This window comes from Alloiococcus sp. CFN-8 (genome assembly GCF_049943125.1).
Taxonomy (GTDB): domain Bacteria; phylum Bacillota; class Clostridia; order Clostridiales; family Clostridiaceae; genus JAEXZL01.
Window position 1 is genome coordinate 2,967,352 of record NZ_CP188040.1, and the last position, 16,834, is coordinate 2,984,185.

16 protein-coding genes are annotated in these 16,834 nt (G+C 34.6%); 14 read left to right on the forward strand and 2 right to left on the reverse strand.

Annotated elements, in window-relative coordinates:
• Positions 1–229 precede the first annotated feature (229 nt).
• Together ACPWSR_RS13840 and ACPWSR_RS13845 are read left to right on the forward strand one after the other, a co-directional pair.
• Positions 230–1,147 carry a restriction endonuclease gene (locus ACPWSR_RS13840; protein ID WP_426348823.1) on the forward strand — a complete coding sequence of 306 codons (918 nt, stop codon included), beginning with the start codon at positions 230–232 and terminating at the stop codon, positions 1,145–1,147.
• Positions 1,148–1,423: 276 nt separating this feature from the next.
• Positions 1,424–2,899, forward strand: a complete 1,476-nt coding sequence (locus ACPWSR_RS13845) for a sensor histidine kinase (protein WP_426348824.1) — start codon at positions 1,424–1,426, stop codon at positions 2,897–2,899.
• Between the two features lie 30 nt (positions 2,900–2,929).
• On the opposite strand, the gene ACPWSR_RS13850 is transcribed toward ACPWSR_RS13845, so the two are convergent.
• A complete protein-coding gene (locus ACPWSR_RS13850) occupies positions 2,930–3,454 on the reverse strand; it encodes a GNAT family N-acetyltransferase (RefSeq protein WP_426348825.1) in 525 nt (174 codons plus the stop codon).
• 203 nt (positions 3,455–3,657) lie between these two features.
• On the opposite strand from ACPWSR_RS13850, the gene ACPWSR_RS13855 reads away from it, so the two are divergent.
• The 8 genes from ACPWSR_RS13855 to ACPWSR_RS13890 all read left to right on the forward strand — a co-directional run bounded on the left by ACPWSR_RS13855 (position 3,658) and on the right by ACPWSR_RS13890 (position 11,986).
• Complete coding sequence (locus ACPWSR_RS13855) at positions 3,658–3,975, forward strand: DUF6442 family protein (protein WP_426348826.1); 318 nt, start codon at positions 3,658–3,660, stop codon at positions 3,973–3,975.
• A 249-nt stretch (positions 3,976–4,224) separates the two neighbouring features.
• A complete protein-coding gene (locus ACPWSR_RS13860; protein WP_426348827.1) occupies positions 4,225–5,034 on the forward strand; it encodes a hypothetical protein in 810 nt (269 codons plus the stop codon).
• Between the two features lie 131 nt (positions 5,035–5,165).
• Positions 5,166–7,475 (forward strand): hypothetical protein, encoded by a 2,310-nt coding sequence (locus tag ACPWSR_RS13865; RefSeq protein WP_426348828.1) that lies wholly within the window; start codon positions 5,166–5,168, stop codon positions 7,473–7,475.
• Entirely contained in the window at positions 7,472–7,696 is a 225-nt protein-coding gene (locus ACPWSR_RS13870) for a hypothetical protein (RefSeq protein WP_426348829.1), read from the forward strand. The genes ACPWSR_RS13865 and ACPWSR_RS13870 overlap by 4 nt, the downstream gene beginning before the upstream one ends.
• 34 nt (positions 7,697–7,730) lie before the next feature.
• Entirely contained in the window at positions 7,731–8,498 is a 768-nt protein-coding gene (locus ACPWSR_RS13875) for a nucleotidyltransferase domain-containing protein (RefSeq protein ID WP_426348830.1), read from the forward strand.
• Positions 8,499–8,661: 163 nt separating this feature from the next.
• Positions 8,662–10,314 carry a glutamine--tRNA ligase/YqeY domain fusion protein gene (locus tag ACPWSR_RS13880; protein ID WP_426348831.1) on the forward strand — a complete coding sequence of 551 codons (1,653 nt, stop codon included), beginning with the start codon at positions 8,662–8,664 and terminating at the stop codon, positions 10,312–10,314.
• A gap of 569 nt (positions 10,315–10,883) precedes the next feature.
• Entirely contained in the window at positions 10,884–11,372 is a 489-nt protein-coding gene (locus ACPWSR_RS13885) for a QueT transporter family protein (protein WP_426348832.1), read from the forward strand.
• A gap of 191 nt (positions 11,373–11,563) precedes the next feature.
• Positions 11,564–11,986, forward strand: a complete 423-nt coding sequence (locus tag ACPWSR_RS13890; RefSeq protein ID WP_426348833.1) for a flavodoxin — start codon at positions 11,564–11,566, stop codon at positions 11,984–11,986.
• Positions 11,987–12,035: 49 nt separating this feature from the next.
• Here the strand turns inward: ACPWSR_RS13890 and ACPWSR_RS13895 are convergent, their stop codons facing one another.
• Positions 12,036–12,410 (reverse strand): metal-dependent transcriptional regulator, encoded by a 375-nt coding sequence (locus ACPWSR_RS13895; protein WP_426348834.1) that lies wholly within the window; start codon positions 12,408–12,410, stop codon positions 12,036–12,038.
• Positions 12,411–12,554: 144 nt separating this feature from the next.
• On the opposite strand from ACPWSR_RS13895, the gene ACPWSR_RS13900 reads away from it, so the two are divergent.
• From ACPWSR_RS13900 to ACPWSR_RS13915, 4 genes are all read left to right on the forward strand, one after another.
• Positions 12,555–13,517, forward strand: a complete 963-nt coding sequence (locus tag ACPWSR_RS13900; RefSeq protein WP_426348835.1) for a D-2-hydroxyacid dehydrogenase — start codon at positions 12,555–12,557, stop codon at positions 13,515–13,517.
• A 12-nt stretch (positions 13,518–13,529) separates the two neighbouring features.
• The gene (locus tag ACPWSR_RS13905) at positions 13,530–14,012 is read left to right on the forward strand and encodes a GAF domain-containing protein (protein WP_426348836.1); all 483 of its coding nucleotides are present in this window, start codon (positions 13,530–13,532) and stop codon (positions 14,010–14,012) included.
• Positions 14,013–14,090: 78 nt separating this feature from the next.
• The gene (locus tag ACPWSR_RS13910; protein ID WP_426348837.1) at positions 14,091–15,794 is read left to right on the forward strand and encodes a methyl-accepting chemotaxis protein; all 1,704 of its coding nucleotides are present in this window, start codon (positions 14,091–14,093) and stop codon (positions 15,792–15,794) included.
• Between the two features lie 217 nt (positions 15,795–16,011).
• Positions 16,012–16,791 (forward strand): transporter substrate-binding domain-containing protein, encoded by a 780-nt coding sequence (locus ACPWSR_RS13915; RefSeq protein ID WP_426348838.1) that lies wholly within the window; start codon positions 16,012–16,014, stop codon positions 16,789–16,791.
• Positions 16,792–16,834: the final 43 nt, after the last annotated feature.

Sequence of the window (16,834 nt, forward strand, 5' to 3'; positions counted from 1 at the left end):
TTATTAACGGTGAACCGTATCATAAGTAATTAGGTTGTTAGCCTTAGCCAACTATAATCAATGACTAAGGCTATTTGTATACCTAAAAAAACGTATCATAAACAATAAATAATTTCTACAAATTGAGTTTGTCTTATTTATATTGATAAGAATTAGCATTATACTCTGTGATATAAAGTGAAATGATATAATTATAGTAAACAATATATTTATATAAGGAGAAAAAACTATGGGAATTCCTACATATGAACAATTAATGCTTCCTTTATTAAAAATTTTATCAGATAGAAAAATATATACAAATAAAGAATGTATAGATTTATTAGCGATAAAGATGAATTTAACAGAAGCTGAGTTAAAAGAGCTTTTACCAAGTGGTAAGAAATATGTTTTTTATGATAGAGTAAATTGGGCAAAGACATATATGAAGAAGGCTAGATTGGTTGATTCGCCAAAAAGAGGAAGTATTCGGATTACTGATGAAGGTTTAGCATTATTGAATGAGAATCCTAGTGATTTAAAGTCTAAAGATTTATTAAGGTATAATAGTTTTGTTCAATTTGTAAATTCAAGAAATAAAACACCAAGTAATAATAAAATTAATAAGATTATATTAAATGAAAAGACTCCATCTGAAGAAATTGCCGATGCCTTTGAAAATTTAAAAACTTCATTAGCAGATGAAATACTAGAGAAAATTAATTCATGTTCATTTGAGTTCTTTGAGAAATTAGTAGTAGAATTGTTAATAAAGATGGGATACGGTGGCTCAAGAGAAGAAGCTGGTAGAGCAACGAAGAAAACTGGTGATGAAGGTATAGATGGAATTATTAATGAAGATAGGCTTGGTTTAGATAGTATATATATTCAAGCTAAAAGATGGAAGGATACCATAGTTGGAAGACCAGAAATTCAAAAGTTTTCTGGAGCGTTAGATGCTCCAGGTGCAAATAAGGGTATTTTTATAACAACTTCAACCTTTTCTAAAGAAGCTAGAGAATACGTTAAGGCTATAAATACAAAAAGTATAGTCTTGATTGAAGGAATGCAGTTGGCACAATATATGATTGAATTTAATGTTGGAGTATCAACAGAAATAATATATGAGGTTAAAAGGCTAGATACAGATTATTTTATTGAAGAATAGTTTTTGGCGGGGACTTAATAATAAAATGCAATGATAAACATATTGGTGACAGGCACATGAGTTATGACTTATGTCTTAATCATTAGAAATGATGGTTAAGGCTTTTTTTATTTAGGAGAACCTATAATTATCACTAAACGCACTAACTTTAATATAGTATTTTTACATTAAATGCTATAATTAGTTAAGGGAAAATATGCAAATAGTAAACGTTTAAGTGTAGGAAAATAGTGATTTATAGGCAAAATGAATAAAAACAAAGGGGGTTGGATAATTGTGGATATATTATTTTTTTTACGTTGTTTAGAAACTGTAGGTGGAGTTGTAGGGATGAATCTGTCACTGGGGTCTTTAAAAAAGAATGTAAGATTTACCATGGTTGTATCTACTATTATGTTAATAACAGCATGTGGTATTATGTCAATTTTATATAGTAATTTTAGTGCAGATATTATTGAAAAGACATATATTCTCATTATGATTGTTGGTATTGGCGCAACTATAATAATTAATACTAATGATAAATTATGGGTGGTTATTTTTAATTTTTTTGTTCAATTTCTTATCTATAGTGGCATCAGTATGATATGTACGGGTATTTACATGATGTTTCCCTCACAGCCAGAATGGATTTACTTATTAACTCGTGCAATTGCTTTTCCTATAATTATTTATATTGAAGTAAAATACATAAGAAAGCATTTTAGATACTTTCTTCAAATCATAAATTCTGGCTGGCATATATATTTGATATTAATATTATCATTTTTTTTATTGATTACTTTGCTATGTGCATACCCTACAATGTATTATGACCGTCCTTTTTATTCACTAATGGAAATTGTACTAGCCTATATCCTGCTGGCACTAGTGCTATATGGAATGTATTACACTATGTGTAACACTATAGAAAAATATGCACTTCTTGAATCGGAGAAGAGGATAAAAGAAGAAGTCAAATATATGGAAGATAGTATAAAAATGAAGGAAGATATATTCGCCAATGTATCCCATGAGTTCAAAACCCCTTTAAACTTAATTGTAAGCTCAAATCAATTAATAGAGGTTTATCTAAAAAATGATCAGCTAGACGACAATAAAGAAAAAGCTCTAAAAAACATTAATACAATTAAAGATAATTGCTATAGATTTACAAAGCTTATCAATAATATATTAGATATATCAAAAATAGATTCAGGATTTTTAAATCTCAATCTGAGAAATGAAAATATAGTTAGCGTCGTTGAAAATATTGTAGATTCAGTATCAGAATATATTCATTTAAAAGGATTAACTATAACATTTGATACAAATACAGAAGAAAGGGTTATTGCCTGTGACTCTGAACAGATTGAGAGAGTTATACTGAATCTTATTTCAAATGCAATAAAGTTTACCAATTCAGGTGGCAGTATATTCATAAATATTATAGATAAAGGACATACAGTTGAAATAGAGGTAAAGGATACAGGTATAGGAATAGAAGCTGAATATTTTAATAGGATTTTTAATAGATTCCATCAGGTAGATACTTCTCTTTCACGTAATGCTGAAGGCACTGGAATTGGACTATTTATAGTAAAATCACTCGTTGAATTGCACGGTGGCAGCATAAGTGTTCATAGTGAGGTTGGTAAAGGAAGTACATTTAAAATAGAGCTTCCTGTAAAAACACTAGAAGCTACAGAAGCTGTACCAATAAGAGACTTTACCTATAATATAGCTGAAAGGGTTAATGTTGAGTTGAGGTGACAAGCCGGTGACAGGCACATGACTTATGACTTATTTTATTAAGGGGATGTGGTATATTAGCTGTTCATTTCCTTCATATATATTTTCGCCTGTCAATATACCACCACAGCTGATGGCAGTGCGGCTGGAGGCTGTATTAGCTTTGTCGCAGATTATCATTACCTTTGGGATATTCATAGCTTTTGCAACCTCTAAAACTAGTGATAATTGCTGTTTGCCATAACCTTTTTGCCTCTCGCTAGGGCGAATTCCATAGCCTATATGACCGCCGTGCTTTTTTAACTCCTCAGTTAAGGAGTGGCGGAGTTGAATAGTGCCGATAATTCTATTATCGGCTTTTCTTATGGAAAGGAATGTACTGGCATGAACATTATTGCGAAGGTTATTTTTCCTAATTGAAAGTACAGTTTCAAGCCACTGATCAAAATTATTAGAACTGGCTAGCCCACAGCTGCCATTGATATTTGTTTCCTTAAAGTCTATAAATTCTTGCTTATATTCAAGTATTTTTTCTTCTAGAGCCTTTGATGGGGTTACTAAAATTAAATCTTCCAATTCAATACCTCCCCCTACAAATGACCAAAAGTTAATCCTAATGAATAATGATTTATTATATATATTATAGCTTTGTTTTCCGTTAAATGGAAAAATGAATTCTAATATTAAAAGAGTAATATATAATGATATATAATGGTAAATATAGGATAATATTCTTATGAGTGCGAATTCATAAATAATCGTAGTAAAGGAGCTGTGAAATGGGGCTAAAAGAGTCAACCTCAAAAAGTAAAGATATACTTCAAGATAAAGGGAACAAAAGTGTTAACGGGCAACGTAACAGAATAGGATATATTTTTTGTGGGATATTATTCTTATTTCTTATAACCTTTAATTTATTATACGGTGAGCCAGCTACGTTACATGCTATCACTGCATTGTTTTGGGCATTTTTAGCTGCAGATTACTATGAGAGATATCGGTCTACAAAAATAAAGTTGAATCTTATAAATACTATAGTTTTTAGTATTGCAGCTTTTATGAGTACATTGAATTATATATTGAGAACGTTGAAGTGATGGTCTATAAATAGATTATTCTAAAATATCTTTTGAAAGATGATATAGAAAATGTAAATAGATTATCATACTATGCTTATTTATCGCTAATACTTGTAAGCTGTGCTATTACTGAAATTCATTTATTTAGATTATATAAGTTCAAATTTAGAGGGTGACAGGTATATGAGTTGAAATTTAGGAAAAATAGGAGCTAGCATCAGGTAAATATAATTAATGGTGTAATTATAAATAAAAAGGAAGTGAACTATGAAAAATAGATTATTTATAGTAGAAGGAGTACCTTGCACTGGAAAAACCTCCACTAGTGAATTTATAGCAAATATATTAAGTGAATCAGAAAGAAACGTCTTGCACTTTCCTGAGGGAGCTGCTAATCATCCATCAGATTATGATTTTCATGCTTATGTAACAAGCGAGGATTTGCTGTTATTTTCCAATGGTGAAAGAAAGATGCTAATTAGCAACTCTGAGAAAATAGATAATGGATATGTAATTCCATTAGCTAATATTAGAGGAGATTTATTTAATAAGATAATCCAATATAAAATATACGATATGCTACCATGGCATAAGGAATATCCTATAATGCTTCACAAATGGGAAACCTATTGTGAAATTGCAAAGGCAAATAAGAATATATATGTGTTTGATTGTTGTTTTTTACAAAATCCTCTTTGTGAAACAATGATGAGATTTAATATGGACACTAAAGAAATTTTTAATTATATAGCTAGTATATATAAAAGGATAGAAGAGCTTAATCCAGTAGTCATATACCTTAAGAATACGAATATTAAGCAGCGCATAGATGAGGTGTCCAAAGAAAGAGAAAAAGAATGGCTTGAAGGTGTAGTAGAATATCATACCTCACAAGGTTTTGGTAAGAGTTGTGGACATGTAGGCTATGATGGGTATATTGAATGCTTAAAGGCAAGGCAGGATATAGAACTATCAATTTTAGATAAACTTAATATAGATAAGCTTATTATTGAAGATCCATTTAAGAACTGGGATGAAACATATAATAAAATAAAAAGTAAAGTGACAGGCACATGACTTATGACTTATTTTAATAAGTCATAAGTTGGTGCTTTTTTAATTTTATGGTTAAATATTATCTGAATTATTATACAATATACTTAGGGGAAATATTATGGTATTGGGACTTAATAGAGTAGGGGGATAATATGAGATCAAAGCTATTGAATAAGAGAATATCTGCAGTGTCCTTGATGGATTCTATGGATGATAAAGAGAGATATTATGTGGTGGCTAGCTATCAGTGTCCTGAGGCTGAGGACTTTCAGGAGCTGAAGGAGGATTTTTCCTATAATTACTTTATGAATAAGGTGAATCATAACAAAAAGCTTAAGAGGAAGATCCTTAAGGAGACTAGTAAAGAGTCTATAAATTATGTAGTAGCAGAATTGTTAGAAGTAGACTTTTGTGCTATGGACTTCGTCCTCTCCTTGGAGATGAAGGAAGGGGATTGCATTTCTGGAGTTAAGTATGGGATATATTCAGTAATACTTGATAACAGGCTTCCTGAGCTTGTGGAGAAGTATATAAAGAATGAAATATATGAGGATAAGCTCGCAGCGGTAGAGGGCTATTTAGAAGCTAGGGATCATGGCTTACCCTTGGCGATTTTAACGGTAATCATATACTTAACTAAAAATAAGGAAGACCTTGAGGATATAGAAGAAGAGCTGGAGCTTAAGCTGTTAGATTACTATGGGCAGTGGGTATATGAAGAATATACTGAGAGAGTAGCTCACACCTTAAAGGAGCTGGCTAAAAGCCGTAGAGAAAAAGATAATCTATTAAATGAGCTTAAAGAGCATAAAGAAAAAAATAAAGCCCTTAGGGAAGAAAATAATCGTTTAGTAAAGATGAAGAGTCAGTTCGCAGATATTTTAAAGGAGATTAATAAATCTATAAAGGCTACATCAGAAATATACCCAAAAGCTTTAAAAGAAACCATAGCTTTCAAAAAGGATGTGTCTGAAAGTAATTTTAACAGCATAATTACAAATCTTACACTTCAGGTCTCTGATCTTAGAATAGTGAACAAGGAGCTTAAGGATAAAAATAAGGATTTAGAGGGAAGAGCTAGCCAGCTCCTAGAAAAGAACAAGGAGCTTTCCTGGGAGCTAGATAAAATTAAAGGAAAGAAAAAATCAGCTAAGAATAAGGAAGATATAAATTCCTCTATAGATGAAGATATAGACCAGGGGATAGAAGAGGGGGAAGCATTAGAGCCATTAAAACCATCATATCCATCAGAGCCCTTACATCAATCTGATAGCCCTTCACCTAAAAAGGCTCCTGACAACGAGAGCCGTAGAAGAGTAAAGACCGCTACTATTGGCTATTGTGAGATAAAAGATGGCGTTCATTATATAGTATTCACCGATGGTACTCGGAGAGAGCTTACTGATATATTGAGTAGAAGCTATGAAAGATCTTACCTTGCCCAGGGACAATTCATTAAGATAGATTCCAATGGAAACATTCTTCATATATATAACGGATATGCTGACAAAACCATAATAGGAGTAGATTTAGTAGAGGCTCGATACTTCAATGGGGATTATTATTTTATGATTGATGATGAAGAGGTTCAGATAAATATAGGCGATGACATAAAGCTTTCAGACCATATGGTTTTCGCTGTGGATAAAGAGAGAAATATAAAAATACTATTTAAGCCTGTTAAATTTAATTTAGACTTTTTTGTAGAATCAATAAAAGCAAAGGGTCACAAGCTCTATTATATTTTTGAGAAGTCAGGGAATGGTGTTAAAGCTAGAGAGGTATTAACAGGGGATGAAACCTTCCTCCCTGGAAGCTGCCAGGATTGTAAAGAAGGAGCTATTGTGGTTTTTGGCAGAGAGAGGGAGCCTATACATGTAATGCCCAATGGTAAATTCTATACAAGCTCTAATTATTATAGGGAAGGTAAAGAAGCTGAGGTACAAAAGTATCAGGGAGAGCTTTATTATAAGCTTAAGGACTGTGGTAAGCTTATAGCCATGGGTGAAACCACAAAGGCTGTAGGGGTTGGAGATATAGTTGTACTGGACGAAAATAATAATGTAATAGAATATCCTGAGGAGGTTAAGAAACACAAGGAAATCAAGGAAAATAAAAAGACACCTCAGGAAGAGGTAGAAGCTGAAGACGATAACATTACAATTACCCATAGGGTACTAATAGTTGGTGAGTTAGCCTTTAGTAATAGTTATAAGCTGAGCTTTTTGAAAAAGGGCTATCATGCTGATATTGTAGATGGTTTTGAGTCCTTTAATAAAATATCTCTAAAGCTAAAGAATATAGACTGTATTATAGTCATAAGCAATCATATATCCCATGGTAACATGTGGAGCCTTAAGGAGGGACAAATCCCCGTGATATATCCTGTCTCCGATGGAGCAAATAGAGTTTTAGAGGAATTCGAAGAATTTATAAAGAATAGAGTGGAGGAATGTTCATGAAGTGTTATTATTGCGAAATGGAGTTTTCAGGAAATGTATGTCCTAAGTGTATGGCTGTATATTCAATAACGGAAGAAGAGTCTAAAGATGGGACGAAGCCTGAGGAGATTGAAATAGAGAACGGCAGTGAGAAGAATAAGAGTAAAAAAGGGAAAAAGCTAGAGGGCATTCTTGATGTAGTAGATATTATAGTAGATGTCGTTGAATCTATATTAGATTAAATATGCACCAGAAATTCCTTTGGAGGCGAGATAAATGATAGAATTGATAAAAGGAAAGCTCAATGAAATAGAAGAAAAGGAAAATATAAAAATCATCCATGCCGTGGAATCAGGAAGCAGAGCCTGGGGATTTCCTTCTCCAGATAGTGACTACGATGTTAGGTTTATTTATATTAGACCTCTAGAAGACTATCTTAAGCTTCAGCCCGAGAGAGACGTTATAGAATGGCAGATGGATGAAACCTTAGATATTAATGGATGGGACCTTCAAAAGGCTCTGAGGCTTCTCTATAAATCCAATCCTACATTGTTTGAATGGGCTAATTCACCTATAGTGTACAAAACAACGCCGTATTTTAATGAGGTGAAGAAGGAAATCTATAGCTATTTTTCCTGTAAATCCGGTTTATATCATTATTTAAATACTGCCCATAGTAATTACAGAGAATATTTAAAGAGGGATAAGGTGAGGTTAAAGAAGTATTTCTATGTGGTGCGTCCTATATTAGCCTGTAAGTGGATACTTGATAAAAAAACACCACCTCCTATGCTATTTTCAGATTTAGTGAGGGAAGAGCTAGATGATAGGATGAAGCCTGTGATAGGGGAGCTTCTAAATATTAAAATGAAAAGTCCTGAAATAGAAGAGGGTAGAAGAATTGACCCATTAAACCTCTACATTGAAGAAAATCTGGAGGAGCTAAAATCTGTGATTGATAAGTATGAGAAGGATTATAATAACTCCTGGGATGGACTGAACAGGCTCTTTATGAAAGGAATTAGCCTTTGGAATGAGGGTTAAATAGTGTAATTATATCTTTTGGACTTCCCTTATTTCATAACTATGGATAATTTTATATATTTATAATATAATAGTAAGATGTAGATTATTGAGAGCTTAAAAAGGTCTATAATAATATATAGGAATAATACATTTACTTAGTGAAGTGAAGGGAAGGGATACGATGGAAAACAAAGGCACTTCATCGAACTTTATAAAAAGTATAGTTATAGAAGATTTAGAATCAGGCAAGCATAAAGAAATTATCACGCGCTTTCCTCCAGAGCCTAATGGCTATCTCCATATAGGTCATGCTAAGTCAATAGCTCTAAATTTTGAGCTGGCAGCTGAATTTGGAGGTAAAACAAATCTTCGTTTCGATGACACAAACCCCGTTAAGGAAGATACAGAATATGTAGAGTCTATAAAAGAAGACGTAAAGTGGTTAGGCTTTCAGTGGAATAAGCTTTTATTTGCCTCTGACTACTTTGATGAAATGTATAATAGAGCAGTATTACTCATAAAAAAAGGCAAGGCCTATGTTTGTGATTTAAATGCAGATGAAATAAGGGCATATAGAGGAACTCTAAAAGAACCAGGTAAAGAAAGCCCTTATAGAAATAGAACAGTAGAAGAAAATCTTGATTTATTTGAAAGAATGAAAAACGGTGAGTTTAAGGATGGAGAAAAGGTTCTTAGAGCAAAGATAGATATGAGCTCTCCTAATATAAATATGAGAGATCCAATAATCTATAGAATTGCCCATGCAGAACATCATAATACAGGGAACAAATGGTGCATATATCCAATGTACGATTTTGCTCACCCCCTAGAGGATGCTATAGAAGGAATTACTCACTCTATATGTACCTTAGAATTTGAGGATCACAGACCTCTTTACGACTGGTTCGTTAGAGAATGTGAGATGGAAGAGGTTCCAAGGCAGATAGAGTTTGCTAGACTTAACATAACCAACACTGTTATGAGTAAGAGAAAGCTTAAGCTCCTAGTAGATGAGAAGGTAGTGGATGGCTGGGATGATCCAAGAATGCCTACCATTGCAGGTCTTAGAAGAAAGGGCTATACCCCTGAAGCTATAAGAAACTTCTGCAGAGAAATAGGTGTTGCTAAGGCAAACAGCATGGTAGATTCTCAGATGCTAGAGCACTTTGTAAGAGAAGACTTAAATGCTAAGGCACCAAGAGCTATGGCGGTATTAAAGCCTATAAAGGTTATAATAACTAACTATCCAGAAGGCCAGGTAGAATGGCTTGATGCTGAGGTTAATCCAAACGCTGAAGAGGGTGGAACTAAGAAAATACCTTTCTCCAGAGAGCTATATATAGAAAGTGACGACTTTATGGAGAATCCTCCTAAGAAGTACTTTAGATTATTCCCAGGAAATGAAGTAAGGCTAAGAAATGCCTACTTTGTAAAATGTACAGATTTCATAAAGGATGAAAATGGTAATGTGGTAGAAATACACTGCACCTACGATCCAGAAACAAAGAGTGGCTCAGGCTTTACGGGAAGAAAGGTAAAGGGAACTATCCATTGGGTAGAAGCAACTCATGCCCTTCCAGCAGAATTCAGACTATATAATGATATATTATTAGAGGATGAGGAAAGCGGAAAGGAATTCTTAGATTCTATAAATCCAGATTCCTTAGAAATTCTACAGGGTTATGTAGAGCCAGATATGAAGGGAGTTAAGCCACAGGAGAAATTCCAGTTCGTAAGAAATGGCTATTTCAATGTGGATACTAAGTATACTACCGATGAGAAGCCTGTCTTCAACAGAATAGTATCACTTAAGAGCTCTTTCAAAATAGGATAATTAAATAGACTCATAATAAGGATGTACAGCCGAGTGTTATACTTTGCAGTGCATCCTTTTTGCTAAAAATAAAAGCACTAATTATCATTTTTTAATGTTTTATAGGGTAAAAAAAGTTAATTTAAAGAAAAATTTAGAAAAAGACTTGACTAATAATAATTCTCAATATATAATAAATATCAGTTGATGCGTGCACAGTAAGATAGCGACTGTCTTCGTATATCAATTTGCCAGATTACACAAAGGACTGCCTCCAGCAGTCCTTTTTTGCTTCAGAATTATAATTGGTAACCAGATACGGAATTTTTAATTTAACTTGAAATTTATCCAGAAACAGGGTATAATTAAGAAAAATTATATATAAGACAGTTCGGGAGCCTCCTGTCTCTAAATAAAACTAAGGCATGTTATCTAAGAAAAGGATCTTTGGTAGCTGTCTTTTGGCAGCTATTTTTTATTGTCCTATAGATTTATTTGCCATAGAATTTATTTTAGAGATGCAATCTTTATGCTATTTATAGTGGAGGAGAGTATCTCTATTTATTTTGTCTTTAGGAAGGGTTGAGATTATGACAGAAAGAAATAAACTTGATTTTTTAGTTAAGACAGCGGCAGTAGCAGCCTTATATGCTGTATTAACCATTGCTTCTAGCCCTATGTCCTATGGGGTAACTCAATTTAGAGTTTCAGAGCTTTTAACACTGCTGGCCTTTAAGGATAAGAGATTTATACCAGGCCTTGTTTTAGGCTGCTTTTTAGCTAATTTATTGAGTCCTGCAGGCTGGATGGACATGGTTTTTGGTCCTCTAGCTACCTTAATAGCTGTATATTTAGTGAGCAGAACAAAAAGCTTATTAATTGCTACCCTGTGGCCTGCTATAATCAATGGTCTTATCATTGGAATTATGCTTTATTACGTAGCTGGCTTCCCTCTGGCCTATGCAATCTTTGGTGTAGCCCTAGGGGAATTCGTGGTGGTTACCCTGGCAGGATACCCTATTTACAGATATCTGTTAAACAGAGAAGATGGATTACTGGAACACATAAGCTTTAAATAAAATACATGATAACAGCCTGGTGGAGATAAAACCATTGGCTGTTATTTTTTTGTATACAGCAGCCTTATTCTATTGACAGCGATTATTCTATGTGAGAATATGGAAGTAGTTAGTGATAACTAACTTTAAATAAACCTTTCCCGTTTAGGGTATTTATTAAATAAAAAATATTATAAAGTGAGGTTATTTATATGAGCAAAATTGCAGTAGTTTATTGGAGTGGTACTGGTAATACTGAAGCAATGGCAAACTTTGTGGCAGAAGGTGCAAAGGAAGCGGGAGCGGAGGTTACTGTTTATACTGCTTCAGAGTTCACTGAGGAAGCCATGGATAACTATGATGCTGTAGCCTTTGGTTGTCCATCAATGGGTGCAGAACAGCTGGAGGAAGGGGAGTTTGAACCGATGTTTAACTCCATAGAAGGTAAGCTTTCTGGTAAGAAAATTGCTCTATTTGGTTCCTATGGTTGGGGTAGTGGTGAATGGATGGAAGCCTGGGAAGAAGATTGCTCATCTAAGGGAGCGGTGCTTACAGCTCCTAGTGTAATTGCTAATGAGGCTCCAGATGATGAGGCAGCAGAAAACTGCAGAAGCTTAGGTAAAGCTCTAGTTTAGATAAATTAAATAAAAAAATAAACCATTGGCTGAGTCCAATGGTTTTATTTTACTTCTTATCATTCTTCGCAATATGTGATTTTATAGCTTCAAAGCTTTCGCTGCTTAAAACGTGCTCAATACGGCAGGCATCCTCTAATGCAGTTTCTTTGTTAACACCCAATTGGGTAAGCCAGTTAGAGAGGAGGGTGTGCCTTTCATACATGGTCTCTGCAATAGTAAGGCCTTTTTCTGTTAAGGTTATATAGCCATCGTTATCAACCTTCACATATCCATTTTCTCTTAGGTTCTTCATAGCTATACTAACACTAGCTTTGGTATAAGAAAGCTCATTGGCGATGTCTATAGAACGAACTGTGGGCTGCTTTTTGCTGAGCATTAATATAGTTTCTAAATAATTTTCTGCGGATTCTTGTATCTTCACTGAATTACCTCCTATAAAGGTCTTGTAACTATATTATAGCACAGATTTACTAATATTAATCTTAGAAATACGTCCACAGTTTGATATAATCTAATAAGTGGAAAAAATTATTATATAATCCTAATTATGAGAGGAGGATGTTTTATGAAAATCGTTATATTAGACGGCGCTACCCTGAATCCAGGAGATATATCCTGGGAAGGCTTTGAAGCTCTTGGAGAAGTAACAGTATATGATAAGACTGAAGAAGCTGATATACTTAATAGAAGCATAGAAGCTGAAATATTAATAACAAATAAAACACCCTTGAATAAGTCCGTGGTTGAGAAGCTGCCAAAGTTAAAATATATAGGTGCTTTAGCTACCGGTTATGATGTTGTAGATATAGAGTATGCAAGGGAAAGGGATATTCCTGTAACTAACGTTCCTGGTTATGGCAGTGATGCCGTAGCTCAGCAGGTATTTGCATTTATTTTAGATTTTGCAAATAAAATTAGAATCCACGATGCTTCTGTAAGGCGGGGTCAGTGGCAGGAGAAAGGAGATTTCTCTTATTTTCTAGAGCCTTTAATGGAGCTTAGTGGAAAGACTATAGGAATAGTAGGCCTCGGGCAAATTGGTCAGAGAGTGGCAGAGATTGCCTTAGCCTTTAATATGAAGGTCCTAGCTTATAATAGAAGCAAAAAAGATATATTTAAGAACTCTACAGATTTTAAGTGGGTACCCCTAGAGGACTTGTATAAAGGCTCTGATTTTATAACCCTTCACCTTCCGCTTTCAAAGGATACAGAAGGGATGATAAATCTTAGTGCCATTAATAAAATGAAGCCAGAAGCAATTATAATAAATACCGCTAGAGGGAAGCTTATTCATGAGGAGGCTCTAGCAGAGGCTCTCAATGAATCGAAAATTGCAGGAGCTGCCCTCGATGTGTTATCCTCTGAGCCACCATCTGAGGAGAATCCCCTATTAAAGGCTAAAAACTGTATTATTACACCTCATATAGCCTGGGCTGCTAAGGAGGCTAGGGGTAGGCTTATGAACATTGCTGTTAACAACCTGAGGGGCTATATTAACGGACAAATAATTAATTGTGTAAATGAATAAGGAGAGATGTTTATGTTTGACATGAAAAGCTTTGTGGGAATGACTAGAAAAGAGAAGTATGAAAACCTATTACTTATGCTTAAGGGGATATTAGAGCCAGAGGAGGAAGAAATAACTAAGCTCAGTAATGCAGCAGCTCTTATAAATGCTCTATCAGAGGATATCAGCTGGTGTGGCTTTTATCTATTAAGGGGAAAAGAGCTTATATTAGGACCCTTTCAAGGGCTACCTGCTTGTACAAAGATTGGCTTAGGAAAGGGTGTGTGCGGAACCTCTGCAGAGAAGAGAGAAATAATAATAGTAGAGGATGTGGACAAATTTCCTGGACACATAGCCTGTGATTCAGCTTCTAGATCTGAAATAGTACTCCCAATCATTAAGGAAGGAAAGCTTATTGGTGTATTAGATATAGATAGTACTACCGTAGATAGATTTACAGAAGAAGATAAAAACTATCTTAAGGAAGCTGTAGCAATATTAGCTGAAACTTTATAAGAATAGCTATAAATAAAACCACTAGAGTTGCCGATAATAGTAGTATTAATATTATGGCGGGGATAGTGAGGTAGCTAGATGAAGAAGTTCAGAGACATATCAATAAAATACAAAATGATGGGATCCTACCTGATAATTTTTTTGTTTGTTGCAGTGGCGGCAGTTGTCAGCGGGATTACAGCAGAGAATTTATCCAATAACAGCTTAGAATTATACAATACTAACCTTCAGAGCGTAAAAACCATTTATAGGGTCCAGGAAGGTATGATAAACTCTAAGGCTATATTAATTCAGGGCTTCTATGAAAATGATCCTGATTTTGCAGAAGCTAGGATTAATACCACTAGAGTATATAGTAATAAAAATATTAAGGAATATCGTGAAAAATATTTAAGAGAAGATAATAAAAGACAGTGGGAGGGCTTTGAAAAGGAGCTTGAGAATTACAGGCGTCTAACTAATGAAGCTCTTGTTCTCCTTAAGCAAGGGCAAACAGCTGAGGCTAATGAGGGCTTTCGAAAGGTGGAAGCTTCCCATAGCTTAATTGAAACCTTCCTGGAAAGTCTAGTTAATACAGAGCTGAAGCAAGCGGAGGAGAAGAATAAAAGCAATCAAATAATAAAAGATAACTCAGCTATTACTCTGTGGATTATAAATATTGCTGTTCTTGTAATTGCATTAGCTTTGGGCTTCCTTATGACAAGGTATATAACTAAGATACTGAAGCAGGGAGTAGACATGGCACTAGCTCTATCTAAAGGAAATTTGAATTACTCTATAAGCCATAAAAGTGGTGATGAATTCGGTAGGCTTATTTCAGCTCTCAATGACGCTCAAGGAAAGATGAAAGAGGTAATCGGTAATATAATGGTTCAATCGGAGGAGGTGAATGCCTCCAGTGAAGAGCTATCAGCAACCTTAGAGGAAATTACTGGAGGGTTTGAAAGCATCTATGGCAACACCTCTAATATAGTTACTGCTGTACAGAAAATCAACGGTATAACCGGTGAGCTCCGTGCTACCATGGAGGAGGTAAATTTTCAGATAGAGAAGATTACTGAAACCTCTCATAACAGCAGAAATCAATCGAAGGATATAGATATAAGGGCTGAGGAGATTAAGAAAAAAGGTGAAGCCTCAAAGAACATGGCCTATAAGCTTTATGAGGACAAGGAAAGAGGCATCCTTAAATCCATTGCCGATGGAAAGGTTGTAAATGAAATAGGAAAAATTGCTGTATCTATTGCGGATATTGCTGAGCAGACGAATCTTCTTGCTTTAAATGCTGCTATTGAAGCTTCAAGAGCAGGAGTACACGGCAGTGGCTTTGCAGTAGTTGCTGATGAGATTAAGAAGCTCTCTGAAGCTGCCATGGGCTATACTAAGGATATACAAGGGATAGTAAGTCAGGTATCCTCTGCTTTTAAAGGTCTAAGAAAAAATTCCCAGGAGCTTCTTGCTTTTATTGATAATCAGGTAAAGGGCGACTATGAGCTTTTAATAAATACTGGGGATGCTTATGATAAGGATGCAGGCTACATCAGTGACCTTGCTAAGAGTATGATGGAAATGGCAGAAGAGCTATATGCCTCTGCTCAGGAGGTGTTCAGTGTTATTGAAACAATTGCACAAAACACAAGCCATACCAGCGCTAGCTCTGAGGACATCCTTCACAGCATAGATGAAACTACTAAGGCAATAGGACAGGTGTCACTAACAGCACAGCATCAAGCAGAAATAGCAGAACAACTTAATTTCTCTGTACAGAGATTTACAGTATAGCTAGAAATAGAATAGAAAATTAAACCATCAGCCTTCGCTGGTGGTTTTTTTATAGCTGAAGGTACTTGATTAAAATGGTAATTATGGTGTTTTACTTACAATATATTGCAGAAAATAATTTTAATGTTATAAACTATGCAAAAATATTGATTTTTCTTAATATATATGCTAAAATTTAATAGTTTAATTATAAAATTAATATATAGGAGGAAAGAAAATGAAAAGAAACTTGCAAAAAATCTTAGTTCTTACAATGCTATCAATTGCGACATTTATCTTTACAGCATGTGGAAGCTCCTCAAAAGGTGACGACAGTGGAGCAGATAAATCTTATGTTATTGCAACAGATACTACTTTTGCTCCTTTTGAATATACCGATGAGAATAATAAATTTGTTGGTATAGATGTGGACATACTTGCTGCTATAGCAGAGGATCAAGGCTTTAAGTATGAGCTTCAGCCTCTAGGCTTTGATGCATCTCTTACTGCAGTCCAAGCAGGGGAAGTAGATGCCATGATAGCTGGTATGAGTATAACTGATAAAAGAAAAGAAACCTATGATTTTTCTGAAGCTTACTATGACAGTGGAGTGGTTGTAGCAGTAGCTGCTGATTCTGATTATACCTCCTATGAGGATTTAAAAGGTAAGACTGTTGCTGTGAAAAATGGTACTGAAGGAGCAACCTTCGCTGAATCAATTGAAAAGGAATATGAGCTTAAGCTTTCTTATTATGATGATTCTGCATATATGTATCAGGCAGTGCTAAATGGTGATGCTGCTGCTTGTGTAGAGGACTACCCTGTAATTGGCTACGGTATAGCACAAGGTAACGGGCTAAAAATGATTGGAGAAATGGTTAAGGGCTCTTCTTATGGCTTTGCTGTTCTTAAGGGACAGAATGGAGAGCTTATAGATATGTTCAATGCTGGGCTTGAAAATATTATAAAGAACGGCACCTACGATGAAATAATAAACAAGTATATTGCCGAAGAATAGGCAGATTCTTGTTACATATATATTGCTATCTAAGCTATGAAAA